The sequence below is a fragment of the Aureimonas sp. AU12 genome (genome assembly GCF_001463705.1).
Classification (GTDB): domain Bacteria; phylum Pseudomonadota; class Alphaproteobacteria; order Rhizobiales; family Rhizobiaceae; genus Aureimonas.
On sequence record NZ_BBWH01000015.1, the window covers coordinates 88,536 to 115,258 of the forward strand.

Genomic DNA, 26,723 nt, shown 5'->3' on the forward strand with positions numbered 1-26,723 from the left:
ATGAAGTTCGACACCCCCGCCGGCACCAATCCGATCGACCGCCTGCGCGTCGTCGGTCACCCGCTCGACCGCATCGACGGCCGCTTCAAGACCACGGGCACCGCGCCCTACGCCTACGAGCACCACGAGGCCGTGCCGAACCAAGCCTATGGCCATGTCGTCGGCGCCGGCATCGCCAAGGGCCGGATCACCAGGATGGACACCGCCGAGGCCCGCCGCGCGCCCGGCGTCCTCGCGGTGGTCACCGCCGAGACCGCCGGCTCGCTCGCCAAGGGCGACTACAACACCGCCAAACTCCTCGGCGGGCCCGAGATCCAGCACTACCATCAGGCGATCGCGCTCGTGGTCGCCGAGACCTTCGAACAGGCGCGCGCCGCCGGCTCGCTGATCCACGTGACCTATGACGAAGCCGAAGGCGCCTTCGATCTCGCCGAAGAGAAGGACGGCGCCCCCGATGCGCCGTCGAAGCCCGAAAGCCCGATGCAGACCTCGGTCGGCGACTTCGCCGGCGCCTTCGCGGCTGCCCCGGTGCAGCTCGATGCCATGTACGAGACGCCCGACCACGCCCATGCGATGATCGAGCCGCACGCTTCGATGGCCCTGTGGGAAGGCGACGAGCTGACCCTCTGGACCTCGAACCAGATGATCGACTGGAGCACCGGCGACGTCGCCAAGACGCTCGGCATTCCCAAGGAGAAGGTCCGCCTGATCTCGCCCTATGTCGGCGGCGGTTTCGGCGGCAAGCTCTTCGTGCGCGCCGATGCGATCCTCGCCGCGCTCGGCGCCCGCGCCGCCGGCCGTCCGGTCAAGGTGGCACTGCCGCGCCCGCTGATGTTCAACAACACGACCCATCGTCCCGCCACGATCCAGCGCGTGCGCATCGGTGCCACCAGCGACGGCCACATCACCGCGATCGGCCACGAGAGCTGGTCGGGCGACCTGCCGGGCGGCAGCCCCGAGGTCGCGACCCAGCAGACGCGCCTGCTCTATGCCGGTGCCAACCGGATGACCTCGCTGAAGCTCGCGGTGCTCGACCTGCCCGAGGGCAACGCCATGCGCGCGCCCGGCGAGGCGCCGGGGCTGATGGCGCTCGAAGTCGCGATGGACGAGATGGCCGAGAAGCTCGGCCTCGATCCCGTGGCCTTCCGCGTCCTCAACGACACGCAGGTCGACCCGGAAGATCCCTCGCGTCCCTTCTCGCAGCGCCAGCTCGTCCAGTGCCTCGAGACGGGCGCCGAACGCTTCGGCTGGGCGAACCGGGCGAAGACGCCGGGAACGGTTCGCGACGGCCGGTGGCTCGTCGGCATGGGCGTCGCCAGCGCCTTCCGCAACAACCAGGTGATGAGCTCGGGCGCCCGCGTGCGGCTCGATGCCGAAGGCGTCGTGACGGTCGAGACCGACATGACCGACATCGGCACCGGCTCCTACACGATCATCGCCCAGACGGCGGCCGAAATGATGGGCCTGCCGATCGACAGGATCGCGGTGAGTCTGGGCGATTCCAGCTTCCCGGTCTCGGCGGGCTCGGGCGGCCAGTGGGGCGCCAACTCCGCCACCGCCGGCGTCTATGCGGCCTGCGTCAAGCTGCGCGAGGCGGTGGCCCGCAAGCTCGATCTCGATGCCGCCGCGGCCGTCTTCGAGGACGGCATGGTGCGGGTCGGCAATACCAGTGTGGCGCTGGGCGACGCCGCCCGTGACGGCGAGATCGTCGCCGAGGACACGATCGAGTTCGGCGATCTCGACAAGACCCATCAGCAGTCGACCTTCGGCGGCCATTTCGTCGAGGTCGGCGTCGATGCCGCCACCGGCGAAGTCCGCATCCGGCGCATGCTCGCGGTCTGCGCGGCCGGGCGCATCATCAACCCCAAGTCGGCGCGCAGCCAGGTCATCGGCGGCATGGTGATGGGCGCGGGCTCGACGCTGATGGAGCACCTCGTCGTGGACAAGCGCCGCGGCTTCTTCGTCAACCACGATCTCGCGGGCTACGAGGTGCCGGTTCACGCCGACATCCCGCATCAGGAGGTGATCTTCCTCGACGAGACCGATCCGATGTCCTCGCCGATGAAGGCCAAGGGCGTCGGCGAACTCGGCATCTGCGGGGTCGGCGCGGCGGTCGCCAACGCGATCCACAACGCCACCGGTCTTCGCGTGCGCCAGTATCCGATCACCCTCGAGAAGCTGATCGACCGCCTGCCCGACGTCGCCTGACGGCTCACAAGACGGACGACGAGAAGGCCCGGACATCGCGTCCGGGCCTTTTTCGTCTTTGCCCGATGCCGCGTCCTCAACTCGCCGCGCGGGGGCGATAGCGCAGTTGCTCGACGAGAAGCGCGAAGGCCGGCGTCAACTGGCGGCGGCTGGGATAATAGAGGTGATAGCCCGGAAAGGGCGGGCACCAGTCCTCCAGCACCCGCACGAGCGCGCCGCTCTCCAGTCCCGGCTGCATGTGGTCCTCGGGAAGGAAGGCGAGGCCGAAGCCCTTGAGCGCGGCCTTGAGAACCTGCGTGGAATTGTTGAAGACGAGCTGCCCGTCGACACGCACCCGCAATTCCCGCCCGTCCCGCTCGAACTCCCAGGCATAGAGTCCGCCGAGCGTCGGCAGGCGCAGGTTGATGCAGCGATGCTCGACGAGATCCTGCGGCACGAGCGGCTTGGGGCGCTCGGCGAAATAGGCGGGCGTCGCAACCGCCGCCATGCGCGTGTCCGGGCCGATGCGCACGGCGATCATGTCCTTGGCCACCTGCTCGCCGAAGCGGATGCCGGCATCGTAGCGCTCGGCGACGATGTCGGTCAGGCCGTAATCGATCGTGGTCTCGACGACGATGTCGGGATGCTCGGGCAGCAGGCGCTCCAGGGCCGGCCAGAGGATCGTGTCGACGGCGTGTTCGGCCGCGGTGATGCGGATCGTCCCCGCCGGCTTGTCGCGCAACGCGCTGAGCGAGGCGAGCTCGACGTCGATCGTGTCGAGCGCGGGACCAAGCGTTCGCAGCAGCCGCTCGCCCGCCAGCGTCGGCGACAGGCTGCGCGTGGTGCGCGTGAGCAGGCGCACGCCGAGCCGCGCCTCCAGCCGGCGCAGCGTATGACTGAGCGCCGACTGCGAAGTACCGAGCTTGGCCGCCGCGCGGGTGAAGCTGCGCTCCTCGGCGATGGTCAGGAAGGCATTGAGGTCGACGAGATCTTCGCGCTGCATTCATGACGTTCCGATATGACTGCAGAAGCATTTAGGAAGCTGGATCGGGAAAGGGTATAGCAGTCGGGCGTCTGCCGGTCGCTTCAACCGAACGTGTCCGCATCGTCCGCCACCCCGCGATAGGCCGACCGGAGCTGGACGTCAGCGCAGGAACCCGTCGGCGGCGAACGCCTCCCAAGCGTCGAGCGCTGGCTTCCGCTCGTCTCTCGCGCTCGTCTTGGCGGCCCGCACTTTGCGGATCTTCGCTTGGGCGCCGTCCGTGCCTGCGCCCCGCGTCACGGCGGCCTTTCCGGCTGCGCGGCGGCGGGCCTCGCTCGCGGCCTGCTTGTCGTCCTGACGCCAGAGCGCCGGCAGGTCGCGGTCGAGGACATCCTCGATATGCCGGGGGTCGAAGACGTGGAAGGTGACGGCCTTGGCGCGGCCGCGCAGCTTCACCGTCCGCGTTCCCGCGCTCTGCAGCCGGCCATCCTTCGTCCATTTCAGCCGCTCGCGCGGCAGGATCGTCAGGATGTCGTCGGCTTCCCTCGGAAACACCGGCAGCGCGTCGAGCCCCGCCAGGATTTCCGAGACGCTCGAAGCCGCCGCCTCGAAGGCCGGCCCCACCGCCTCCGGCAGGCTCAGGACCGCGCGCGCGCCCGTCACCGTCAGGCCGGGGCGAAGCTCGATGGGCAGGCGTCGCCGGATCTCGCGCTCGATCCCCTTGGCGCGCACCGCCGAGCCCAGCGCCACGGCGGCCGGGATCGGCCATTCGCTCGCTCGCATCGGCACGGCGCCGGAAGGGGTTTGGGACGTCATAGGCCTCCAACTCCCGTCCGCGCACAAGGTTTCCACCGGACATGCGCTCGCGACGGCCGCGAGCACACCGGCGAACTATACGAAACCGTAAACTTTCGGCCAGCACCTGACCGCACTCGGCGCGCTAACGGATCCCCGATCTCCGCCGCCTCTTCGAGTACCGTCCCATGATCTCAGTCGTCGTCCCCGTCCTCAACGAGGCAGAGAATATCGCCCGTCTGGTCGCCGAGATCGTGGATGCCTCAAAATCCGTGCCCATCCGCGAGATCCTCTATGTCGACGACGGCAGCGACGATGCCACGGTGGCGGTCCTCACGGCGCGCCGGGCGACGACGCCGCTTCTGAGAGTGATCCAGCATCCCCGGCGCCTCGGCCAGTCCGCGGCCATGCTGAGCGGCGCGCGGGCGGCGACGCAGGACCTCCTCGTCTTCATCGACGGCGACGGACAGAACAGCCCCGCCGACATCGCAGAACTCTACGCCTCGTTCTGGCAGGAGGCGCTGCGCAACGGGTCCGTCGCCGTGCTCGGAGAGCGCCGCGACCGGTTCGATTCGCCCCTGCGCCGGGCCTCGTCGCGCCTCGCCAATGCCGTGCGCAAGACGATCCTCGGCGACGAAACGCGCGACACCGGTTGCAGCCTTAAGCTGATGCGGCGCGAGGACTTCCTGGCGCTTCCCTATTTCGACCACATGCACCGGTTCCTGCCCGCGCTGCTGCTGCGCGGCGGCGTCCGGCTGGTCCATGTGCCGGTCTCGCACCGTCCCCGCGTCGCCGGCCGGTCCAAGTACGGGTTCTGGAACCGGGCCTTCGTCGGTCTGGTCGATCTCATCGGCGTCGCATGGCTCGCCCGCCGCCGCCTGCCGTCCGACCATGCGGCGACCGAGCTGCGGAGCGCCCGTCCATGATCGGCCTCGACACGCTCTGGCTCGGCATCGGCCTCCTCGGCCAGGGCCTGTTCTTCATGCGCTTCTTCGTCCAGTGGATCGCCTCGGAGCGCCGCGGCGAGAGCGTCCTGCCGCGTGCCTTCTGGTATTTCAGCCTGCTCGGCGGCCTCGTCCTCTTCGGCTATGCGCTGCATCGCCGCGATCCCGTCTTCGCTATCGGCCAGGCGACGGGCCTCTTCATCTACGCCCGCAACCTGATGCTGCCGGGCGCAGCGCTCGCACCGGCCGCCGATCAGCGCGCCTGATCCGGCAAAGCGCTCGGGCCGAACAGCGCGAGGCGACGGCCGCGATAGGCGATCTCCAGCGCCTCGGGCGGCATATCCGCAACGTCGCGCCGGTCGGCGACGACGAGCGTGCCGCCGGGATGGGCGGCCAGCCATGAGGCCGCATCCGGGGCGGCGACGAGATCCACCGGCCGGCGGAGCCGCGCCAGGAACCCCAGTTCTCCCTGGTAGCGCCCGACGAAGCCGACCGGCGCATCCCCCTTCGCCTCGATGAGCGCCGAGACGGGCGCGAGATCGAACTGCGCGAAGTAGAGCGGCGACGCGATGCCTTGCGCCAGCGCCAGCACCGCCACGGTGGCGAGCGAGGCGATGCGGATGCGCTCGAGCGAAACCGGCGCCATGGCGCGCGCCAGCGCCAGCACCGTCAGCGCCAGCATCGGCACGAGATAGTGCGGCTGCTTGCCCGAGATGGCGCTGAACACCACGAGGATGCCGAGCCCCCAGAGGAGGAGAAGGCGCGACGTGCGCCCCTCGTCGCCCTGCCCCCGCAGCGCGCGTGACAGGCGCTGCAGCGGCCGGGTGCGCCACAGATCGGGCGACAGCATCCACGGCATCGCCAGGAGCGGCAGCATGAGCAGGTAGAAGAAGACCGGGCGCGGGTGGGAGGCTTCCATATTGCCGGATATCCGCCCCGCCGACTGCTCCCAGACGAGATCCCTGGCGAACTGCCCGTCGGTCTTGAGCAGCGCCGGCACGAGCCAGAGCGCCACCGGCAGCAGCGCGGCGAGGAAGGCCAGCCCGGCGCCGCGCGCGAAGGCGGCGCCCGACACGATCTCTCGTTTCGTGCGCCAGAGCGGATAGAGCGCGAAGGGCCAGACGACGTGGACGAGGACCACGGGCCCCTTGGCGAGGACCCCGAACCCGATCGCGAAACCCGCCAGCACCGCCCAGCGCCGGCCCCTCCCGCGCGCGAAGGCGAGGAGCGCCAGAAACGCCGAGAGGATGCAGGCCGTCAGCAGGAGATCGAACAGGACGAGGCTCGAATAGACGACGAAGGGAACGCTGCCGAGCATCAGCCACGGGATACGACGCGCGACGTCCTCGCGCTCTGGCCAGAGCGCCCGGCCCGCCTGCTGCGTCAGCCGGAGGACGAGCGAGGAGACCGCGAAGACCACGAGCATGGCCTGCGCCCTGCCGACCCCGAAGACCGACCAAGACAGATCGATCAGCCAGAAAAGGAGCGGCGGCTTGTGGTGGTAGGGCGCGAAGTTCAGCGTCGGGACGAACCAGCCCTTCGACTGCAGCATCTCGAAGGCGACGGTGAGATAGCGCGTCTCGTCCGGCGGCAGGAGCGGGCGCGAGGCGAGCGAGGCCGCGCAGAGAAGCGCCAGCGCCAGATAGGGCGCGAGGCGCCAGACCATGCCGTGCGCTTCCGTCGCAGCGCGCGTGCCGGATGCGGTTTCCATCACGCCACCCGGCGTCGCGTCTTTCATGGCGGCAGCAGCCTCTTCCAGCGTCAGGTCCCCCGCGAAGCGCGAGACCGATACGGGAGGTCCCTAGCTCGTTTCAGGCATGGGGAGATGTCCGAAACAATACCGATTGGCAATCGGGCGGACCCGATCGTGGCCAAGCGCCTGCGCGCCAAGGCTTGCGAGCCGTTTCGCCACCGGCCGTGATGGACGATCCGTATAGCGGGCGTCATGGCCCTGACGGGCGCAGCGGGTAATTCGTCGGAGCCAACGCACCCACCCGCGAGGTTCCATGATCATCGACAGGCCCCGCATCCGGGTCGCGCTCCTGTGCGGCCTTCTTCTCCTCATGGCCCCCTTCGCCCTGGTGGGCCTGCGCTATGCCAGCGGCAACGTGCACGAGGTGGAGGCCGGCGTCCTCTACCGCTCGGGGCAGCTCGACGGGCCGGCCCTGCGCCGACTCGTCGCCGACAAGGGCATCCGCACGATCCTCAACCTTCGCGGCGCGCATCCGGAAGCGGACTGGTATCGGCAGGAAGTGGCGGTCGCGCGCGAAAGCGGCATCGACCATCGCTCGCTCGCGATCTCGGCGCGATCTGTGCCGGAGATGGCGACGATGATCGAGATCGCCCGGATCCTCAACGAGGCCCCGCGCCCGATCCTCGTCCACTGCCAGGGCGGTTCGGATCGCTCCGGCCTCGTCGCCGCCATCCACGAACTCGTGGTCGAGCGCTCGGACGAGGCACAGGCGGCCGGTCAGCTCTCGATCGCCTACGGTCATTTTCCCTGGCTGGGCTCGCGCACCGTCGCCATGGACCGTGCCTTTTCCCGGTTTGCGGCCTATTGGAAGGAGGAGCGGCGCGAACTCGTCGCGTTCGAGGATTGACGGAACCGCCATCGATGAAGATCCTGGTGATCGAGGACGACGAACAGACGGCGGCCTATGTGCAGACCGGCCTTCGCCAGGAAGGCCACGACGTCGATCACTGCGCCAGCGGCCCCAACGGCCTCGAACTCGCCGTCTCGCGCGACTACGACGTCCTCGTGATCGACCGCATGCTGCCGGGCCTCGACGGGCTTTCGATCGTGCGGGCCCTTCGCGCCGCGCGGCGCGACACGCCGGTCCTGTTCCTGACCTCGATCGGCGGCGTCGACGACCGGGTCGAGGGCCTGGAGGCCGGCGGCGACGACTACCTTCTCAAGCCCTTCGCCTTCTCGGAGCTGCTGGCGCGGCTGAACGCGCTCGGCCGCCGGGCGCCCTCGAAGCGCGAGGAAACCGTGCTCAAGGTCGGCGGCCTGGAGATGAACCTCATCGCCCGCACGGTGCTGCGCGACGGCCAGCCGATCGACCTGCAGCCGCGCGAGTTCCGCCTCCTCGAATACCTAATGCGCAATCGCGGCCGCGTGCTGACGCGCACCATGTTGCTCGAGCGGGTCTGGGACTTCCACTTCGATCCCAAGACCAACGTCGTCGAGACCCATATCAGCCGGCTTCGCGCCAAGGTCGACAAGCCCTTCGCGGCGGAGATGATCCGCACCGTGCGCGGCGCCGGATACGCGCTCCATGCGCCTGCCTGACCAGTTCCGCTCGACGTCCTTCCGGCTGGGCACCTTCTATGCGGGGCTCTTCCTTCTTTCGGTGATGGCGATCCTCGGCACGATCTATCTCGCCGCAACCGCCGAGGTCGCCGGCATCGTGCGGCTCTCCGTGGTGGAGGACATGGACACGTTCCGCGAGGCGTTCCAGACGGGCGGCGGCGATGGCTTGCACGCGCTCGTCGAGGATCGGGTGAAGGGCGCGAGCGACGAGCACTTCTATCTCCTCACCGATGGCTCGGGCGCCGAGATTGCCGGCAACGTGCCGCCGGGCGTCTGGCGCAGCGGCTGGAGCGAGTGGAAGGTGGACGGCGCGACGGTCGCGGCGAGCCCCGCGCTCGCCGATGCCGCGGCGAAGAACTCCGACCGCGAGGTCCGGCTCTTCGCCCTCGGCGAGACCCTCGGGCCCTTCCACGTGCTGGCGGCCCGCAACTCCCATGTCCTCGACGAGACGCAGGAGATCATCCTCGCGGGCCTCCTCTGGGGCAGTTTGGTAACGAGCCTCTTGGCACTCGGCGGCGGCTACGTCGTCAGCATCGGCCCGACGCGCCGGGTGGACGCGATCGCCGCCGCCATGCGCATCGTCTCGGACGGACGCTTCGACAAGCGGCTGCCGGTCAGCGGGCGGCGTGACGAGCTCGACCGTCTGTCGAGCGACATCAACGGCATGCTGTCGCGCATCGAGGTGCTGATGAGCAGTCTCAAGCAGGTCTCCACCGACATCGCCCACGACCTGCGCACCCCGCTCGCCCGCATGCGCCAGCGGCTGGAAGGCGCCCAGCGCGATGCCGCCAACCCGATTGATCTGCGCGAGGCGATCGACAGCGCGGTGGTCGAGACGGACTTGATCATCGAGACCTTCAACGCGCTCCTGCGCATCGCCCAGATCGAAGCCGGCGCCCGAAAGGCCAAGTTTCGCCGGATCGATCTCTCGCAGCTCCTGTCGGAGATCCACGACGTCTTCGAGACCGTAGCGGAGGAAAGCGGCCACCGGCTCGAACTCGCCGTGTCGCCCGGCCAGGTCATCGAGGGCGACCGCGATCTCCTACAGCAACTCTTCGCCAACCTCGTCGAGAACGCCATCACCCATGTCCCCGCCCCCGCCGCGATCCGGCTCGCGGCCCACGCCGCGGAACCGAGCGGCGTCGTCGTCGAGGTGTCCGACGACGGGCCGGGCGTGCCGGCCGAAGAGCGCGAGCGGATCTTCCGGCGGCTCTATCGGCTCGACCGCAGCCGGACGACGCCGGGCAACGGCCTCGGCCTCGCCCTCGCCGCGGCCATCGTCGAACTGCACGGCGGCACCATCGAGGCGAGGGACGGCGATCCCGGCCTGACGATCCGCGTCGCCTTCCCCACCTCCGGCGGGACCGGCCGATCGCCGCGGCCGGCCGGCTGACGAGCCCCCCCTCGCGCCGTCGTCCTGGCCACCGGCGCGATCCGATCGGCCCGCTGTGACGCGCAAGCGCGCGGGTTCAGGCCCGCGCGGCCGTCTCGATCTCGGCGACGAACTGGCCGTAGCCGAGGTTCTTCCACAGACGCGCCACCGGTGCCGTCGCCGCGATGAAGGGCACGGGATCGACCTCGATGACCTGGACGCCCGGCGTCGCCCGGCAGGTCGCGAGGGCCTTGTCCTGCGCAAGCTGCATGGCGGTGCGCTGCGCCGTTGCCGCCTCGTGCGCCGCTGCCAGAACCACGTCGAGATCGGCGCCCAGCCGCTCGCGCGTCGCCTGCGTCATCAGCAGCGGCGAGCATTCCCACTTGTGAGCCGTGAGGCTGATGAAGGGATTGACCTCCTGGAAGCCGAGTTCGCAAATGTTCGTCGGCGGATTTTCCTGTCCGTCGACGACGCCCTTTTCGAGCGCTGCGCGCACCTCGCGATAGGAAATCGTCTTTGTCGCCGCGCCGAGCGTCTGGAAGATGTCGGTGGTCATCGGATCGCTGGGTGTGCGCATGCGAAGCCCCGCCACGTCCTTCGGCTCGCGGATCGGGCGCCTGGAATTGGTCATGTGGCGCACGCCATTGTCGAAGTAGCCGAGGCAGAAGAGCTTGGCGGCCTCGAAACGACCGTTCACGTGCTGCCCGACAGGACCGTCCGCGATGGCCAGCGCCGCCGCCGCATCGCGGAACAGGAACGGCAGGCCGAAGATAGCAAGCTCCGGCACGACGGCCGAGGCTGCGCCCTGGGCATTCAGCGTCAGGTCGAGTTCGCCCGACACGAGGCGCTTCATCATCTCGCCGTCATTGCCGAAGGCGGCGTTGGGTCCGACCTCGATCGAGACCCGGCCCTGCGTGCCGCGCCGCACCGCGTCGGCGATCGCCAGCATGGCGAAATGCTTGCTGTGGGTCTCGGACGATCCGTGACCGAGGCGCAGCGACGTCGCCGCGCGGGCGCCGGTCGGGCGCAGCACGAAAGGGGCCGCGAGGAGGGAGGCGGATCCGAGAAGGAAGCCGCGGCGGTGCAGATTGGCCATCATGAGAAGCTCGCTTGAAATCGGCGGAGAAGGGCGGGGTCAGGCGTGTCGGCGCTGGCGCGGGATCGACACCGGCGTCAGGTTCGCGCGTCTCGTCCTTGCCGGACGCTCGCCAGCGCCCCGGTGCTCGAATGCCTGCGTCGCCCCCTCACCCAGCGGAGGGCCGCCCGGCATCTGCAGGGACAGGGCCGTCTGGGCTTCGCCAAGCGCCAGGCCTTCTTCCGTCTCGAGACGGAAGAAGGCCGCGCGATCCTCGAGCGTCCGCGCTTCTCCCGACAGCTGTTCGGCGGTCGCCGACATCTCGTTCGCCGCGCCGGCATTGGCCTGCGTGACCTGGTCCAGCTGCTGAATGGCCTGGTTGATCTGATCGATGCCGACCGACTGTTCGCGGCAGGCGGCCGAGATTTCGGTGACGAGTTCGGCGGTGCGCTGGATGTCGGGAACCAGTTCTTCCAGCTGGCGTCCGGCATCCTCGGAACTGTTCAACGTCGACAGGGAAAGCGCACTGATCTCGCTCGCCGCGAGGGCCGAGCGCTCGGCGAGCTTGCGCACTTCCGATGCGACCACCGCGAAGCCCTTGCCGTGCTGGCCGGCCCGCGCCGCCTCGATCGCGGCGTTCAACGCCAGGAGATCGGTCTGGCGGGCGATCTCCTGAATGACATGGATGCGTTCGGCGATGGAGCGCATCGCTTCCACCGACGTCAGCACCGCCTGGCCCGTCGCCTGCGCGCGCTGGCTGGCCTGTGCCGCGATGCGCTCGGTCGTCGAGGCGTTGTCGGCGTTCTGGCGCACGTTCGCCGCCATCTCCTCGATCGCGGCGGAGGCCTGCTCGGACGCTGCGGCCTGCTCGGTGGAGCCGGACGACAGCTGTTCGGCGGTCTGCGCCGACAGGGTCGATCCCGACGAGACCTGTCCGGCCGACTGCCGGACGCTGCCGATGATCTCGCGCAGACGAAGGCGCATAGTGCCCATGGACACCAGCAGATCGCCGATCTCGTCGCGGCCCTGGGGTGTGATGTCCTGCGTCACGTCGCCAGAAGCGATGGCGTTGACGTGATCCACGGCGCGGCGAAGCCGACGCGAGATCGAAAAGGCCAGCCAGCCCGCGACGGCCAGACCCGCGGCGATGCCGGCGAGGATCGAGCCGATGAGGACGTTGCGCGTCCATTCGTAGGTCGCAAGCGACTGGGTCAGCGTGTCCGCTGCGCCCGACTGCGCCTGCAGGACGAGGTTGCCGAGACTGATCGACAGGTCGCCCGCGGCCGGAACCACCTTCTGATTGAGATCGGCGAATGCGACGTCCGACCAGTTCTTGGTTCCGACATCCGCGTAGCGTCGCATGCGATCCGACGCGACCGACCACTGGATGTCGATCTGTGCCAACGCGGCGGAGGAGGCGAAAGCGCGGATGGCGTCCAAGGCGGTCGAGAACCGCTTGATCGCCTCGTTCAGCGCTTCGGTCTCCGCCTGGATTCGTCCGGTCTCGCTCCAACCGAGCGTCGACAGCGTTGCCGCCATCGCACTCGAGAGCGCACCGCGCATGACTGCGATCTCGGCCGCCGCCGCCTCGTTGCCCTCCAGCAGGTGCTCGATCCCATCGAGCTCGGCGGTGACGCTCGTCATGACCGGCGATAACACCGACAGAGCCGAATCCTGGAAGGCGATGTCGACGCTGGCGATGGTCTGGAGCGTCTGGTCCGACATGGTTCGAAGGGCTTCGAACTTCGGCGTCAACTCCCGCACGTCACCCTGACGCTCGGGCGGAAGGCTGGCGCTGAAGCGGTCGATTTCCTGCGAGATCGTCGTCCAAGCGCCTTCGTATTCCTGCAGGAGCCCGACGAGCGAGGCACTGTCGGGAACCGTCATGCCGCGAAGGATCGCGCGGCGGACGTCCATGAGCCCGGTCTGCAGCGCCTGAGCGGCCTGCACCTGAACGAACTGGCGCTCGGCGAACCGGTCCATTGCGTTCTTGCTCTCGCGAAGGCTCGACACCCCTAGGACGCCCGATCCCGCCAGCATGAGCAGCAGAAGGGTCGACGACCCGACGAGCTTGGCCTTGATTCCGATACGCACGCGACGGACTCCGTTCGGGAATAGCTTGATCGTTTCAAGTCTATCCGCAAACAATGAAGAACGTCTCAAGCTAAGCTGCCGCTCCCGAGCACGACAATAAGCAGGCAGACTTGCTGATCCGCATGTCTAAGTATGGACATCAGAATCGGCAGGTGAATACGAATTCTCGTTTCATCCGACATGCTCGGCAAGGACCGATCCTCACCCCCTGGTTGCTACAAGCCGCCACAACTTCCATTCGGGCGTGCTTGCAATCGACCAGTTCATCGTGCCGTCGATGCTCGTCACGGCCGATACCACGACGAATGCGATCGGCTGCCGAGAATTCGCGGCAGCCGATCGGGGCGGGCGGGCCGGGGCGGCTTACGGGATGGGCTGGAACTTCAGTTCGCCGAGCGGCACGACCTTGTCGGTGCGCGTCATCTTGTACTCGGTCGTCGGTCCCAGCCACTTGTTCCAGGCGGCGTTGATCTCGCCGGCCTCGTCCATGGTGCGCAGGGTTTCGTTGACCTTGGCCAGAAGCGCGTCCTCGCCCTTCATCATGCCGATCGCCACCGGCTGGTAGAGCATCGGCGTCTCGATCATCTTCAGCGGCACGCCTGCGGTCTGCGACTGGTTGACGAGCTTGGTGATCGTCATGGTGTTGGCCACCATGCCGCGCGCCTTGTTCTGCTGCACCGCCATGAAGGCCGAGCCCGTGTCCTGGAAGGTCAGGGGATCGGAGCCGTTCATCTTGATCGCCGCTTCCGAGGTCGAGCCCTTGGTGGAGGCGATGCGCTTGTCCTTGAAGTCGTCCTTGGTGACGCCGGGATCGCTGGCCTTCACCGCCAGCATCTCCTTGGCGAGATAGTAGGGATCGCTGAACTGGATCTGCTCGGCGCGGCCGAGCGTGTAGGCGAGGTTGGCGATCGTCAGGTCGACGCGGCCGAGCTTGACCTCGGGCACGCGGGCCTCGACGGAGAGCGGCGTGATCTCGGCCTTCACGCCGAGATGCTTGGCGATCAGGGTGCACAGGTCGACGTCGAAGCCGACCATCTCGCGCGTCTGCGCATCGGGCGCGGCGAACGGCGGCACGTCGGCGAAGGTGCCGCATTTGAGCGTCCCCGCGGCCTGGATGTCGGCGAGCTTGTCGGCCTTGGCGGCCGAAACGCCGGCGGCGAGACCGAGGACGATCAGCGAGGCGCTGAGGGCATATCGTTCGATGAGCATGCAGGTCTCCTAGCGGGGTTGAAACGTCAGTGGCGAAGGTCCGACAGGAAGCGCCGGGCGCGCGGGTGCTGCGGATCGGTGAAGAAGGTCTCGGGATCGGCGCTTTCGAGGATGCGGCCCGCATCCATGAACCAGATCCGGTCGGCGACCTCGCGGGCAAAGCCCATCTCGTGCGTGACGCAGATCATCGTCATCCCGTCGGCCGCCAGGCTCTTCATCACGGCCAGGACCTCGCCGACCATTTCGGGATCGAGCGCCGAGGTCGGCTCGTCGAAGAGCATGGCCGGCGGCTCCATCGCGAGGGCGCGGGCGATGGCGACCCGCTGCTGCTGGCCGCCGGAGAGCTGCGCGGGATAGGCGCCAGCCTTGTCGGCGAGCCCGACGCGGTCCAGCAGCGCCATCGCCTTGTCCTTCGCGACGTCCCTGGCCAGGCCGTTGATGCGGATCGGCGAGAGCGTGACGTTCTCCAGCGTCGAGAGATGCGGGAAGAGGTTGAAGCTCTGGAACACGAAGCCGACGCGCGAGCGCAGCCGGTTGAGATCGGCCCGGCGCAGGCGCCCCGTCACCTCCTGCCCGTCGAAGCTGATCGAGCCCGAGTCGATCTCCTCCAGCCGGTTCACCGTGCGGATCAGCGTCGACTTGCCCGAGCCCGAGGGACCGCAGACCACCAGAACCTCGCCCTTTGCGACGGAGGCGTCGATGTCGACGAGGGCGTGATACTCGCCATAGTGCTTGTTGACGCGGGAGAAGCGGATCATGGCGGAGGCGTCGCTCCCCTTCGGATCGGTCATGGCGACGGTCCTTCTCAAAGCTCGGCGGTGAGCGCCTGGGGGCGCAATTCGGGCGCGGCGCGGCGCGGTCCCGCGCGCTTGTCGGCGATCCGCCGCTCCAGCGTGGTGGCGACCTTCGTCAGGCTCCAGCAGATCACGTAATAGACGGCCGCCAGGATGAAGAAGACCTCGAAGGGCTGCGTCAGCAGGCGGTTGTTGATCTGGTTGGCCGCAAAGGTCAGCTCCGGCACGTTGATGACGTAGCCGAGCGTCGTTTCCTTGATGGTCGAGACGAACTGGCTGAGGATGCTGGGCAGCATGTTGTAGAGGGCCTGCGGCAGGATAACGTAGGCCATGGCACTGAAGTGGCTGTGGCCGAGGGAGCGGGCCGCCTCCATCTGCCCGCGGCCGAGCGACAGGATGCCGGCGCGGATGATCTCGCTGAGGAACGCCGCCTCGTAGAGGACGAGCGTCACCAGCATGGTGACGAAGCCCGGAACGTTGCGCCCGATGAGGAGCGGCACCATGAAGTAGACCCAGAGGATCAGCATCAGGAGCGGCACGCCGCGCGCCACGTAGACGAAACCCGTCGCGGGCCAGAAGACGAGGCGCCAGGGCGACAGCCGGGCGAGCGCCAGGAGGATGCCGACGGGAAAGGCGAGGACGATGCTCAAGACCGACAGGATGAAGGTCGAGGCGAGCCCGCCCAGCGGCCCGTTCGGATACTGCCCGACGAGGAGGAGAAGCCAGTTCTCCTGGACGATGGCGACGACGTTGGCGATCATGGCTCAGCGCGCTCCCACGATCGCCGCGCGCTTCATCAGCCCCGCCCCGATCGCCATGATGACCAGCGAGCAGACGAGATAGGCGATGGTCGCGATGGCGTAGACCTCGAAGGTGCGGAAGGAGAGGTTCTCGACCTCGCGCACGGCATGCGTCAGTTCCGACACGCCGATGGCCATGGCGAGGCTGGAATTCTTGAACAGCGAGACCGAGTGATTGACGAGCGCGGGCAGCGCGTTGCGCACGGCCTGCGGCAACAGGATGGAGCGCATGGAGGAGACATGCCCGTGGCCGAGCGCGCGGGCGGCTTCCATCTGTCCCTTCGGCACGGCGCGTAGCCCTGAGCGCAGATCCTCGGTGAAATAGGCGGCCTGGCAGAGGCCGAGCGCGATCACCGCGAAGATCGCTTCCGCATTGTGGTCGCTCAGCCAGTATTGCATCGCCTCGGGCAGCAGGCTGGAAATGCCGAAATACCAGAGGATGAGCTGCACGAGGGTCGGCACGTTGCGGTGGTAGGAGACGTAGGCGGCAACCGCGCGGTCGGCGATGGGCCCCGGGATCTGCCGGATCACCAGGAGCAGGAAGCCCAGACTCATGGCGAGCGTCCAAGAGCCGGCCGCGATCACGAAGGTCAGCTGGAGGCCATAGACCAGCATCCAGAAGAATTCGGGATTGGAAAGAACCGCCGCGATGTCGAAACCGCTCATTGCGCCTCCGGGTCGCCGCCGGCGGTCGCGGGCCGGGCGGTCTGCAGCCCACCCATGACCTGCAGCGTCGGCGTGATCTCCATGTGGCCGATGTTCATCGAGACGGGCGCGGCGATGGCGAAAGCGATGGCGTCGGCGATGTCGCCCGCGTTCGGCAGTTCGAACCCGTCGAGGAAGCGCTCGCGGATCTCGGGGCTGTCGCCGTGGACATGGGCGAAGATGTCGGTGGCCACCCGGCCCGGGCAGATCTCGGTGACGCGCACGCGGCGGCCAAACGTGTCGATGCGCAGCTGGTTGGAGAGCATCGCGACGCCCGCCTTCGTGGCGTGGTAGGTCGAGTTTCCGCCGAAATTGTAGTTGCCGGCGATCGAGGAGATGTTGACCACATGGCCGCGATCGCGCGCCGCCATGCCCGGCACGACCATGCGGCAGAGGTGGAGGACCGCGCGAAGATTGACGTCGACGAGGAGATCGATGTCGCTCTCGTCGGCCTCGAGAAACTTCTTCGGACGGTCGACGCCGGCATTGTTGACGAGGATGTCGAAGGCGACCTCGTCGGTCAGAGCGCGCAGCGCGGCCCGGTCGGTGACGTCGATCGCATGCGGGATGCAGCCGGTCTTCGCGGCCAGCGCCTGCAACGGCTCGGCGCTGCGCGCCAGAGCGTGGACGGTCAATCCCTCACGGGCCAGACGCTCCACCACGGCGGCGCCGATGCCGGACGAAGCGCCGGTGACGAGAGCGGTCTGATAGTCAGAGAATGGCATGGGACTTGGGTTCCAAACTGTTGCCCGGAGCTTACCGAAGAGTGGAGGGCCGGGGCCAAGACGGATTGGCTGTGGAGCGATAAGACCGGCTTATGCCTATTGCTGCACCGCGCTAACGATTTGTGCAGATGCGCGAGATCTCAGCGGCCGAGGCGCGATACCGGCACCACTTTGCCGCCCGCCGCCTCGATCGTCGTGCGGATGGCGCGGGCGAGATCGAGGGCGCCGGCGGTGTCGCCGTGGACGAGGATGCTGTCGGCCTTCATCGCCAGGCGCTCGCCCTCATGGGTGATGACGACGCCCTCCCCCACCAGCCGACGAACGCGATCGAGCACGGCGTCCTCGTCGTGGATCACCGCCCCCGCCAGCCGGCGCGGCACGAGGAGGCCGTCGGCGTGATAGGCGCGGTCGGCGAGGAAGGCGATCGCGGTCCGCAGTCCGCAGCGGGCCGCCGCGCCCTCGATCGCCCGGCTGGACGAGGTGACGATCGTGAGGTCGGGGTCGAAGCGGGCAACGGCCTCGACGAGCGGATCGGCCACCGTCGCCTCGGCAGCCGCGAGATTTCCCATCGCGCCGTGAAAGCTCATGTGGGTCATGCGGTGCCCAGAGGTCCTGGCGATGCCGGCGAGCGCCGCAAGCTGGTAGGTGACGATGGCGGCCAGTTCCTCGGCGGGCAGGTCCATGCGGCGGCGCCCGAAGCCCTGAAGATCGGGAAAGCCGACATGGGCGCCGATATCGACGCCGCGCGCCAGCGCCGCCTTCACGGTGTGCTCCATGATGAGCGGGTCGCCGGCATGGAAGCCACAGGCGACATTGGCCGAGGACAGGACGCCCAGCAGGGCCTCGTCCTCGCCCATGCGCCAGGGGCCGAAACCCTCGCCGAGATCGGCGTTCAGATCGATCCGCATGGAAGCTCCTCTAGAGGGACGGTCGGATGTCGAAGAGCGGATCGCCGTAGCCGGTCAGCGCGCCCTCCTCCCGCAGGACGGCGGCGAGGACACCGCTCGCGGTCGCCCGAACCGGAAACAGCGCCGCGCCGACCCGCAGGAGCGCCAGGATCTGTCCGGCCTCGACCGTCGCGCCGTCTTCCACCAAGGGTTCGTCCCGCAGAGGATGGGCGCGCAGGAAGGCGCCGATGCCGGGCGATCGGACGAACGTTTCGGCCGCGCCGTCGATTTTATCCCCTGGCGTCGGAGCGGGCGTGAGCCCCGGCGCTGAGCTGGAGCCTCGGCGCAGGCTGACGCTCCCCTCCGGGCCCGACAGATCGAGCGAGTCCAGCCCGGTCTCGGCGAGCCAGGCGGCCAGCAGGGGAATGTGGTCGAGAGGCGTGGTCATCGGGGGCAACGCCTTGGGTTCGAGGACGGATACCGTCGGGTTCGAAGCCGCGGGGATCATCGCCCCGCGCTCCAGGACGTCGCCAAGCCGACGATGCGCCGCGTTTCCGTGAGCCAGCGCTGCCGCTCGTCGAGCGCTTCGAGCGCGCCGTCCCAGTCGGTCCGCAGAAAGCGGAAGTGCGTGCCGATCGGCATCTGGCCGAGGCGCCAGAGGTCGGCCTCGATCACGGTGCCGATCTTGGGATAGCCGCCGGAGGGCTGGCCCTCGCACATCTGGACGATCGGCTGGCCGCTATGGGGCACCTGGATGACGCCGGGAACGATGCCGTGCGAGCGAAGCTCCATCGGCGCGATCGGGTCGAGGTTCGGGCCGGCGAGCCGGAAGCCGTAGCGGTCGCTTTGCGGCGTGATGCGGAAGGGCTCGCGCCAGAACGCCTCGAGCGAGGACGAGGTGAACCGCTCGTATTCGGCGGCGGGGAGGACGCGCACGGCCGGACATCCGTCGATGTCGAGCGGCAGGGCAAGCCCGGGCGGCACGAGGCCGAGTTCGACAACGGTCGCCAGCGCCCTTCCCTCGCTGCCGGGTTTGACGCCGACGGGCAGCTGATCGCCCTCTCGCAGCATGCGCCCCTCATGCCCGCCGATGGTGCCGCGCAACTGCGTCGACCGGGAGCCGAGCACCTCAGGGACATCGATGCCGCCGGCGACGCAGAGATAGGCCCGCGCCCCGCGCCAGCGCCCGGCTTGGGGGTATCCAAGGGTCACGACATCCCCGGCCTTGGCCGTGCAGCGGCTCCAGGGCAGAAGCGGCGCGTCGTTCAGCTTGGCGGCACAATCGGCCCCGGTGAGGGCGAAGAGCGTATCGGCGGTGAAGCGCAGCGCGAAGGGAAAGACCTGCATCTCCACCCCGGCCGCCCCGTCCTCGTTGCCGACGAGGATGTTGCCGCAGGCAAGCGCCAGCGGGTCCATGGCGCCGGACAGGCCGACACCCCAGCGAAACGCGTCGAGCCGGCCGAGATCCTGGACGCTGGCGAGCGCGGTGCGCGAGAGGATCTCGATCAAAGCCGGATCTCCCGAACCGTGAAAGCGATGCTGTCGCCGGGCTGTAGCAGCACCGGGGGATCGCGCGAGGGATCGAAGAAGCGCATCTGCGTGGAGCCGATCGTGTTCCAGCCGCTCGGCCCGTCGGAGGCGGAGACGCCGGTCTGCGCGCCGCCGATCGACACGGCGCCGCCAGGGATCTTCACCACCGGAACCCGGCGCCGGGGCGTCGCGATCCGCGGGTCCATGCCTCCGAGATAGCAATAGCCGGGATGGCTGCCGAGCGCGAAGACGGGATAGACCGGCGCCGAATGGATCGCGACGATCTCGTCCAGATCCAGCCCCGTATGAGCGACGACGTCGGCCATGTGCGGCCCGCCCTCACCGCCATAGGTGACCGGCAGTTCGATGACGCGGCCGCCGAGCGCAAGGAGGTCCGCCGTCGCCCAGGCCTCGCAGAGCCGCATCTCCAGCGGCTCGACGCGGCGCGGCACGCCCCGGAAGCTGACGAGGAGATTGTTGACGCCGGGCACGGCCTCGCGCACCTCCGGCCAGGTTTCGGCCTCCCTCGCCAACGACCAGATGCGCTGCTGGTGATCGAGCGAGGTCTCGCCCGGCGCCTCGAACAGGAGCGCGGTGGTGCCGAGTAGGCTGATGACGGGCTGGCCGGCGCTCATGCGTGATCTCCGCCCTTCAGGAGCTTTTCCAAATGGTGGATGTCGACGCCCCCGGCGCAGAAGCCGGGATCGTCGACGATCCGCCGGTGCAGCGGCAGGTTGGTCGCGACGCCCTCCACTCGCGCCTCCGACAGGGCGATGCGCAGGCGCATGAGCGCCTCCTCGCGCGTCGGGCCGTGGGCGATGATCTTGGCGATGAGGGAATCGTAGTACGGCGGCACGCGCGCGCCCGGAACCATGTGGGTGTCGACGCGAATGCCGGGGCCGCCCGGCATGTCGAAGCGCGTCACCCAGCCCGGAGACGGCCGGAAGGTCTCCGGGTCCTCGGCATTGATGCGGCATTCGAAGGCGTGGCCGCGCGCCACGATCTCGTCCTGTCGGATCGTCAGGGGATGCCCGAGCGCCACCCGGATGCCCTCGCGCACGATGTCGATGCCGCTGGTCTCCTCGGTGATCGGATGTTCGACCTGCACCCGCGTGTTCATCTCGATGAAGGAGAAGACGCCGTCCTCGTAGAGGAATTCGAACGTGCCGGCCCCGACATAGCCGATCTGCCGGCAGGCCTGCGTGCAGCGCTCCCCGACCTCGGCGACGAGAGCGGGATCGAGCCCCGGCGCCGGTGCCTCCTCCAGCACCTTCTGGTGCCGGCGCTGCAGCGAGCAATCGCGGCTTCCGAGCCAGAGGGCGTTGCCGTGCCGATCGGCCAGAACCTGGATCTCGACGTGGCGCGGCCGGGTCAGGAACTTCTCGACATAGATTTCGGGATTGCCGAAGGCCCGCCGCGCCTCCTCGCGCGTCAGGGCGAGGGCGTCGAGCAACCCCGCCTCGCCGTCGACGACACGCATGCCGCGCCCGCCCCCGCCCCCGGCCGCCTTGAGGATCACGGGATAGCCGATCTCGGCGGCGACGCGGCGCACCGCGTCCGGATCGTCGGGAAGTCCGGTGTCGGGACCGGGGACGCAGGGGACGCCGGCGCGGCGCATGGCGCGCTTGGCCGCAACCTTGTCGCCCATGATGCGGATCGCCTGCGCATCGGGGCCGACGAAGACGAGGCCGGCCGCCGCGCAGCTCTCGGCGAAATCGGCGTTCTCCGACAGGAACCCATAGCCGGGATGCACGGCATCGGCCCCCGTCGCCTCGGCCGCCAGAAGGATCGCGGCGGGATCGAGATAGGAGCGCGCCGCCGGGGCCGGCCCGATGCAGACCGCCTTGTCGGCGAGCGCCACGTGCCGTGCGTCGCGGTCGGCCTCCGAATGGACGGCGATCGTGGCGAGGCCGAGCGAGCGGGCTGCGCGCTGGATGCGCAGGGCGATCTCGCCGCGATTGGCGATGAGGAGGGAGCGGACCATGGCGCTCACGCGATCCGCAGGAGCGGCTGGCCGGCCTCGACCTCCGCGCCGGGCGCGGCAAGCAGCGCCTCGACCGTGCCGGCCCGCTCGGCCCGCACCTCGTTGAACATCTTCATCGCCTCGACGAGGCACAGGACATCGCCGACCGAGACCGTTCCCCCGGCCTCCACGAAGGGGGCTGCGTCCGGCGCCGGGCGGAAATGGACGACGCCCGAGAGCGGCGAGCGCACGTTCGCGTCGGCGGCGGGCCTGGCGGTGAACTTCTGCGCAAGTGCCGGCGCGGCAGGCACCATGGCCCCGTGCGGGCCGGCGATCGACCCCACCGCCGCCCCTTCGGCCTCGTTGCCGCGGGTCAGACGGAGCGTCCAGCCGTTCCGGGTCACCTCAAGGCTCGTGAGGTCGGAGGCGGCCATGGCCTGCATCAGGGCCTTGATCTCGTCGATGTCCATCGTCTGCCCACTCGTCCCGCCGCACAGGGCGTCCTTGGTCGGGCGAGGTTATCGAGCGGGGGAAGACGCTTCCAAGACGGTTTGTCTCTTGGTGGATAAGGGCATCTTATGGTGTCGGCGCACCGACGCCCGCCGCGGCGAAGCCCGGCAGTTCGGCGGCGAGCTCGAGGAGGATGTCCCTCACCGCCTGCGCCGGTTCCGACAAGGGCAGATGGTCGCTCTCGCACAGGGCCAGCGGCGCCTCGATGGCCGGCTCGCAGATCGGCCGGGCCCAGGCGTCGCAGGAGGCGACGAGCTGGCGTGCCATGGCCTCGGGCAGGATCGTCGCGCCCAGCCCTTCGGCCAGCACCGCCGTCAAGGTCCCGTCCGACTCGATCTCGGCGACGATGCGCGGCGCCACGCCGATCCCGGCGCAGGCATCGTCCACCATCTTGCGCACCACGTTGTAGGGGCGCGGCATGTAGAGTTCGTGCGCGAGGATCTCGCAGAGCCGCACCGAACCGGCCGAGGGCGCCGCCATCGTCTCCGGCCCGACGAGAAACAGGCGCTCGGAGAGGAGCGGGCGGAAGGCGAGGCCATGCACTGCGACCCGCCCGCCATACAGCACCGCGAGGTCCATGCGCCCGCTCATGACGAGTTCCGACAGGGTCGTGCCGTAGGTCTCGTTAAGATAGAGGAGAATGCCGGGATGGCGCGCCCGCACTGCCCGGATCAGTGGCAGGGCCAACCCTGCGGCGGCCGTGCCGGGCGCCAGCCCCACCGACACCGAGCCCGACAGCTCGCGGCCGGCCGCGCGCATCTCCGTCATCGCCTGCTCGCACTGGCGCAGGATCACCTGGGCATGGCGGTAGAGCACGTCGCCGGCCTGCGTCGGCGTCACGCCGCGCTTGGTGCGCAGCAGAAGCTGCTGGCGCACCTCGCCCTCCAGCGTCGCGAGCTGCTGGCTGAGCGCGGGCTGCGCGACATGCAGGATGTCGGCGGCCTGCGTCAGGCTGCCGACATCGACGATCTTCACGAAATACTGCAGCCGTCTGAGGTTCATCCGTGTTCCCCCGCATGGCGTCCGGCTCGCCCAGCCATAAGCGTTCGCTATCAAGGCAGAGCCAACTCGTCTTAGCCTCGCGCATCGGCTGAGCATAGCGTCCCTGCGACAGTTGCCAGCCGGGATGACCACACCGTGACCTCGATCCATGTCGCCGAGCGCGTCCAGCGCATCAAGCCCTCGCCGAGTTCCACGGCCGCCGACCGGGCCAACCAGCTGAAGCGCGAGGGACGCTCGATCGTCAGCCTCGTCGTCGGCGAGCCGGACTTCGACACGCCGGCCCACGTCCGCGAGGCCGCCGCCCGCGCCATGAATGCCGGCGCCACGCGCTACACCGCCCTCCCCGGCACGGTGGAACTGCGCCAGGCGATTGCCGACAAGCTCAAGCGCGAGAACGGCCTCACCTACGCCCTCAACGAGATCATCGTCACCAACGGCGCCAAGAGCGCGATCTACACCGCCTTCGCCGCGACGCTGGAGCCGGGCGACGAGGTGATCGTGCCCGCCCCCTACTGGGTGTCCTATCCCGACATGGCGCTGGCCTGCGACGGCAAGCCGGTCGCGGTCGCCTGCTCGGAGGAGCAGGGCTTCAAGCTGACGCCTGCGCAGCTGGAGGCGGCGATCACGCCGCGCACCCGGTGGCTCATCCTCAACTCGCCGTCCAACCCGACCGGCGCCACCTACTCGGCCGGCGAATACCGCGCGCTCGCCGACGTCCTTGCCCGCCACCCCGACGTGCTGGTGATGACCGACGACATCTACGAGCACATCCGCTTCGAGGGCGGAACCGCGCCGCATCTCCTCTCCGCCGCGCCCGAACTGCGCGAGCGCACGCTGGCGATCAACGGCGTCTCGAAGACCTATGCGATGACGGGTTTCCGCATCGGCTGGGCCGCCGGCCCGCGCGAGCTGATCCGCGCGCTGGACACGTTGACCTCGCAGTCGGCGGGCAACAGCTGCTCAGTCAGCCAGGCCGCCGCGGTGGAAGCCCTGAACGGAAGCCAGGACTTCGTCGCGCAGAGCCTCGCCGTTTACCGCGAGCGACGCGACGCGATGGCGTCCGGTATCAACGCCATTCCCGGCCTGTCCTGCCGCCTGCCGGAGGGGGCCTTCTACCTCTTCGTCAACTGCGCCGGCCTCATCGGCCAGCGCACGCCCGAGGGCAAGGTGCTGGAGACGGACGGCGACGTCGTCCTGTATCTTCTGGAGAGTGTCGGCGTCGCGGTCGTGGCAGGCACCGCCTACGGCCTGTCCCCCTATTTCCGCCTGTCGATCGCGACCTCGCTCGACATTCTCGCGGACGGTCTGGCGCGCATCGCCAAGGCCGTCGGCGACCTCGCCTGACCCGACGGAGACGCTTGATGCCCTCGATCGAAAAGAACCCGAACGCGTCGGCCGTCGATGCCGATCTCCTGCGGCGCCTGCGCGAGATCCCGGTGGCGCTCCTCAGCGACCAGCTTCACCGCGACCGCGGCACCTCGCAGCTGCGGCCCTACCACAAGCCGTCCGCGATGGCGGGAACGGCAGTGACGGTGCGCACCCGCGGCGGCGACAACCTGGCGATCCTGCGCGCCTTCGACCAGTGCCGCGAGGGCGACGTCCTCGTGGTGGATGCCGATGGCGAGACCGCCAACGCGCTGGTGGGCGGCATCATGACCTTCTTCGCCGCCTCGATCGGCATGGCCGGCATGGTGCTCGACGGCGCCGTGCGCGACATCGCCGAGCTGGGCGAGCGGACCTTCCCGGTCTATGCGCGCGGCCACACGCATCGCGGCCCCTACAAGGACGGTCCCGGCGCGATCAACGTGCCCGTCAGCGTCGGCGGCCTCGTGGTGCGTCCCGGCGACATCGTGGTCGGCGACCAGGACGGGCTCCTGGCCTTTGCTCCCGAAGACGCCGAGGCCGCGATCGCCGGCGCCCTCGCGCAGCACGCCAAGGAAGAGGCGACGATGCAGGCGATCCGCGAAAACCGCTGGGACCGATCCTTCGTCGATCAGCTGGAAGCACGCGCCGTCAACTAGAACGCACGACCGGGCTGACACGACGCGGGTTCGCGCCGCGCCATCCTGAACGGGCCTTGCCGCCTCCTGCCATCGCACGACGGCGGGAGGCCGTGGGCGTCAGGCTTCGACCAACGCCGCAAGATGCCTCTTGAGGGCTTCGATGCGATCGGCCGGCCAGTCCGTCGGCTCGGTCACGGCGATCCAGGCATCCACATAATGCTCGGGTGCATAGACATGGCCGTGCCCCATCGGCGTCGTGGTGGCGAGCGCCATGTCGAGGCCGAGTTGGAAGAACGTGATAATCGGGTACCAGCGAAGCTCGGATGACACGTCGGGTCCGCGCGGCGTCGCCAGCCAGTCGGGCGCGCGCCACGCCGAACCGCTCTCGAAGAAGGTGATCGGGTCGCTCGCATATTGCAGGAAGACGATGCGCAGCGGACCCCAGGGGGCCGCGGCGTCCTCGGCAGCACCCTCGGTTCCCGTGAAGCGAATGACCGAGCCGTCGCGAAAGCGCGGCAGCCAAGCGGGCGTGCCCGGCTGGCGTTCGGTGGTCGCCTTCTGCCAGGTGCGGCTCGGAAAGGGCGGTCCACTCCACAGAGCCCCCTGGAACGGATCGCCGATCACGTCGAAGAGGTCGACCGACAGGTCGGAATTGAGAGCCCCGAGGCTTAACCCGTGGAGATAGAGGCGGGGGCGCGTCTCCTTCGGCAGCGTGTGCCAGTGGTCGTAGACCCGGTGGAACAGGAGCTCTGACGTATCCGCGCCATAGGTCGGCTCCACCATCAGCGCGAGCCAACTGGCGAGATAGGAGTATTGGACGGCCACGGTCGCGACGTCGCCGCGATGGAGATATTCCAGCGGCATCTGGCTCGCCGGATCGAGCCACCCCGTGCCGGTGGGCGTCGTGACGACGAGGACGGCGCGCTCGAAGGCGCCCACCCGCAGCATCTCCTGGAACGCGAGTTCCACCCGCTCTTCGATCGAGGGCGCCGAGTTCAGTCCGACATAGACGCGCAGCGGCTCCAGCGCCGGCCCGCCGGTGAAGCCCGCGATCTCGGCTGCCGTCGGACCGGCGGCCACGGCGCGCCGTCCCATGCGGCCAAGATCGTCCCAGCGCAGGAGCGAGGCCGTGGCTCCGGCCTTCATCGGGTCCGAGGGCAGCTCGAGTTCGTCGTCCACGAGGTCGTCGAGGCTGGCATAGCTGGAATCCAACGCGCGGATGCCCGCCTCCAGAACGACGCCGCTGGCGAGGCCCCAGAACAGGAGGGCGGCGATGACGAGGCCTGCCAGCACCGACAAGCGGCGCGGCGCGATGTTGTCGACGACGTTGGCCGCAAGGCGCGCGACGGCGCGGAACAGGCGCGCCAGGCCGAGGCAGGCGAGCGCCACCATCACGGCGACCACGCCGACCAGAGCCGGCCGAGCGCTTTCCACGGGGTCGAGACCCATCGGCAGGCGAACGGAGTTCTGCCATTCCGAGGCCTGCCAGAGGAACAGCGCGGCGATCCCGATGCAGGTCGCCGCGGCCGCTCCCTTCAGCCAGCGCCCGCGCCGCCCCTCGTCGAAATTCGGAAGCTGCAGAAAGCGCCAGAGCGCACGCAGCAGCGCGCCGAGCCCGTAGCCGACGGAGAAGACGAGGCCCGACAGGACACCCTGCAGCAGGGCGTCGCGCGGCACGAGGCTCGGCGTCAACGAGCCCGCGAAGAACAGCGTGCCGAGCCAGAGCCCCGTGCCGCAGAGCGAGTGGACGAAGCGGCCGGCTGCCTTGCGGAGCACCGGGAGGATCGACGACGAGATGGGCCGGACTCCTTGCTGGGGGTGGCGGGGCTGGGG

At 69.1% G+C, this 26,723-nt stretch carries 26 protein-coding genes; 8 read left to right on the top strand and 18 right to left on the bottom strand.

What is annotated here, in order from left to right; genetic code table 11:
* On the top strand, window positions 1–2,208 hold the full coding sequence (gene paoC / locus AUL33_RS06280; RefSeq protein WP_062205294.1) for an aldehyde oxidoreductase molybdenum-binding subunit PaoC: 2,208 nt from the start codon (window positions 1–3) through the stop codon (window positions 2,206–2,208).
* A 76-nt stretch (window positions 2,209–2,284) separates the two neighbouring features.
* Here the strand turns inward: paoC and AUL33_RS06285 are convergent, their stop codons facing one another.
* Window positions 2,285–3,190 carry a LysR family transcriptional regulator gene (locus tag AUL33_RS06285; protein WP_062205298.1) on the bottom strand — a complete coding sequence of 302 codons (906 nt, stop codon included), beginning with the start codon at window positions 3,188–3,190 and terminating at the stop codon, window positions 2,285–2,287.
* A gap of 141 nt (window positions 3,191–3,331) precedes the next feature.
* Window positions 3,332–3,985 (bottom strand): hypothetical protein, encoded by a 654-nt coding sequence (locus tag AUL33_RS06290; RefSeq protein ID WP_244492025.1) that lies wholly within the window; start codon window positions 3,983–3,985, stop codon window positions 3,332–3,334.
* Window positions 3,986–4,152: 167 nt separating this feature from the next.
* On the opposite strand from AUL33_RS06290, the gene AUL33_RS06295 reads away from it, so the two are divergent.
* Entirely contained in the window at window positions 4,153–4,890 is a 738-nt protein-coding gene (locus tag AUL33_RS06295; protein WP_062205301.1) for a glycosyltransferase family 2 protein, read from the top strand.
* On the top strand, window positions 4,887–5,174 hold the full coding sequence (locus AUL33_RS06300; protein ID WP_062205304.1) for a lipid-A-disaccharide synthase N-terminal domain-containing protein: 288 nt from the start codon (window positions 4,887–4,889) through the stop codon (window positions 5,172–5,174). The genes AUL33_RS06295 and AUL33_RS06300 overlap by 4 nt, the downstream gene beginning before the upstream one ends.
* Here the strand turns inward: AUL33_RS06300 and AUL33_RS06305 are convergent.
* Complete coding sequence (locus AUL33_RS06305) at window positions 5,162–6,646, bottom strand: glycosyltransferase family 39 protein (RefSeq protein ID WP_062205307.1); 1,485 nt, start codon at window positions 6,644–6,646, stop codon at window positions 5,162–5,164. The genes AUL33_RS06300 and AUL33_RS06305 overlap by 13 nt on opposite strands.
* 268 nt (window positions 6,647–6,914) lie before the next feature.
* Between AUL33_RS06305 and AUL33_RS06310 the strand changes: the two genes are divergently transcribed.
* Genes AUL33_RS06310 through AUL33_RS06320 form a run of 3 tightly spaced genes read left to right on the top strand, consistent with a single transcriptional unit; the run spans window position 6,915 to window position 9,614 of the window.
* A complete protein-coding gene (locus AUL33_RS06310) occupies window positions 6,915–7,508 on the top strand; it encodes a tyrosine-protein phosphatase (RefSeq protein ID WP_062205310.1) in 594 nt (197 codons plus the stop codon).
* A 14-nt stretch (window positions 7,509–7,522) separates the two neighbouring features.
* Complete coding sequence (locus AUL33_RS06315) at window positions 7,523–8,200, top strand: response regulator transcription factor (RefSeq protein ID WP_062205313.1); 678 nt, start codon at window positions 7,523–7,525, stop codon at window positions 8,198–8,200.
* Window positions 8,187–9,614, top strand: a complete 1,428-nt coding sequence (locus AUL33_RS06320; RefSeq protein WP_062205316.1) for a cell wall metabolism sensor histidine kinase WalK — start codon at window positions 8,187–8,189, stop codon at window positions 9,612–9,614. The genes AUL33_RS06315 and AUL33_RS06320 overlap by 14 nt, the downstream gene beginning before the upstream one ends.
* 76 nt (window positions 9,615–9,690) lie before the next feature.
* On the opposite strand, the gene AUL33_RS06325 is transcribed toward AUL33_RS06320, so the two are convergent.
* The 14 genes from AUL33_RS06325 to nac all read right to left on the bottom strand — a co-directional run bounded on the left by AUL33_RS06325 (window position 9,691) and on the right by nac (window position 22,887).
* A complete protein-coding gene (locus AUL33_RS06325; protein WP_062205319.1) occupies window positions 9,691–10,692 on the bottom strand; it encodes a TRAP transporter substrate-binding protein in 1,002 nt (333 codons plus the stop codon).
* Between the two features lie 36 nt (window positions 10,693–10,728).
* A complete protein-coding gene (locus AUL33_RS06330; RefSeq protein WP_062205322.1) occupies window positions 10,729–12,762 on the bottom strand; it encodes a methyl-accepting chemotaxis protein in 2,034 nt (677 codons plus the stop codon).
* A gap of 363 nt (window positions 12,763–13,125) precedes the next feature.
* Entirely contained in the window at window positions 13,126–13,971 is an 846-nt protein-coding gene (locus tag AUL33_RS06335) for an ABC transporter substrate-binding protein (protein ID WP_062205325.1), read from the bottom strand.
* Window positions 13,972–13,997: 26 nt separating this feature from the next.
* Window positions 13,998–14,762: an amino acid ABC transporter ATP-binding protein gene (locus tag AUL33_RS06340; protein WP_062205330.1), complete on the bottom strand. Its 765-nt coding sequence runs from the start codon at window positions 14,760–14,762 to the stop codon at window positions 13,998–14,000.
* Between the two features lie 14 nt (window positions 14,763–14,776).
* Window positions 14,777–15,526 carry an amino acid ABC transporter permease gene (locus AUL33_RS06345; RefSeq protein ID WP_062205333.1) on the bottom strand — a complete coding sequence of 250 codons (750 nt, stop codon included), beginning with the start codon at window positions 15,524–15,526 and terminating at the stop codon, window positions 14,777–14,779.
* Window positions 15,527–15,529: 3 nt separating this feature from the next.
* On the bottom strand, window positions 15,530–16,231 hold the full coding sequence (locus tag AUL33_RS06350) for an amino acid ABC transporter permease (RefSeq protein ID WP_062205337.1): 702 nt from the start codon (window positions 16,229–16,231) through the stop codon (window positions 15,530–15,532).
* A complete protein-coding gene (locus AUL33_RS06355; RefSeq protein WP_062205341.1) occupies window positions 16,228–16,995 on the bottom strand; it encodes an SDR family oxidoreductase in 768 nt (255 codons plus the stop codon). Before AUL33_RS06355 ends, AUL33_RS06350 begins: the two co-directional genes overlap by 4 nt.
* Window positions 16,996–17,135: 140 nt before the next feature.
* The gene (locus tag AUL33_RS06360) at window positions 17,136–17,903 is read right to left on the bottom strand and encodes a LamB/YcsF family protein (protein WP_062205346.1); all 768 of its coding nucleotides are present in this window, start codon (window positions 17,901–17,903) and stop codon (window positions 17,136–17,138) included.
* Window positions 17,904–17,913: 10 nt separating this feature from the next.
* The gene (locus tag AUL33_RS06365; protein WP_192843147.1) at window positions 17,914–18,330 is read right to left on the bottom strand and encodes a biotin/lipoyl-containing protein; all 417 of its coding nucleotides are present in this window, start codon (window positions 18,328–18,330) and stop codon (window positions 17,914–17,916) included.
* Between the two features lie 56 nt (window positions 18,331–18,386).
* Complete coding sequence (locus AUL33_RS06370) at window positions 18,387–19,391, bottom strand: biotin-dependent carboxyltransferase family protein (protein WP_062205352.1); 1,005 nt, start codon at window positions 19,389–19,391, stop codon at window positions 18,387–18,389.
* Entirely contained in the window at window positions 19,388–20,047 is a 660-nt protein-coding gene (pxpB, locus tag AUL33_RS06375) for a 5-oxoprolinase subunit PxpB (RefSeq protein WP_062205355.1), read from the bottom strand. Before pxpB ends, AUL33_RS06370 begins: the two co-directional genes overlap by 4 nt.
* A complete protein-coding gene (gene accC, locus AUL33_RS06380) occupies window positions 20,044–21,396 on the bottom strand; it encodes an acetyl-CoA carboxylase biotin carboxylase subunit (protein ID WP_062205359.1) in 1,353 nt (450 codons plus the stop codon). Before accC ends, pxpB begins: the two co-directional genes overlap by 4 nt.
* 5 nt (window positions 21,397–21,401) lie before the next feature.
* Window positions 21,402–21,845: a biotin/lipoyl-containing protein gene (locus AUL33_RS06385; protein WP_062205363.1), complete on the bottom strand. Its 444-nt coding sequence runs from the start codon at window positions 21,843–21,845 to the stop codon at window positions 21,402–21,404.
* Between the two features lie 106 nt (window positions 21,846–21,951).
* Window positions 21,952–22,887 (bottom strand): nitrogen assimilation transcriptional regulator NAC, encoded by a 936-nt coding sequence (gene nac, locus AUL33_RS06390; RefSeq protein ID WP_062205368.1) that lies wholly within the window; start codon window positions 22,885–22,887, stop codon window positions 21,952–21,954.
* Between the two features lie 135 nt (window positions 22,888–23,022).
* On the opposite strand from nac, the gene AUL33_RS06395 reads away from it, so the two are divergent.
* Together AUL33_RS06395 and AUL33_RS06400 are read left to right on the top strand one after the other, a co-directional pair.
* Entirely contained in the window at window positions 23,023–24,231 is a 1,209-nt protein-coding gene (locus AUL33_RS06395) for an aspartate transaminase (RefSeq protein ID WP_062205372.1), read from the top strand.
* A 17-nt stretch (window positions 24,232–24,248) separates the two neighbouring features.
* Entirely contained in the window at window positions 24,249–24,908 is a 660-nt protein-coding gene (locus AUL33_RS06400; RefSeq protein ID WP_062205375.1) for an RraA family protein, read from the top strand.
* Between the two features lie 99 nt (window positions 24,909–25,007).
* Here the strand turns inward: AUL33_RS06400 and AUL33_RS06405 are convergent, their stop codons facing one another.
* Entirely contained in the window at window positions 25,008–26,666 is a 1,659-nt protein-coding gene (locus AUL33_RS06405) for an alpha/beta-hydrolase family protein (protein WP_062205381.1), read from the bottom strand.
* Window positions 26,667–26,723: the final 57 nt, after the last annotated feature.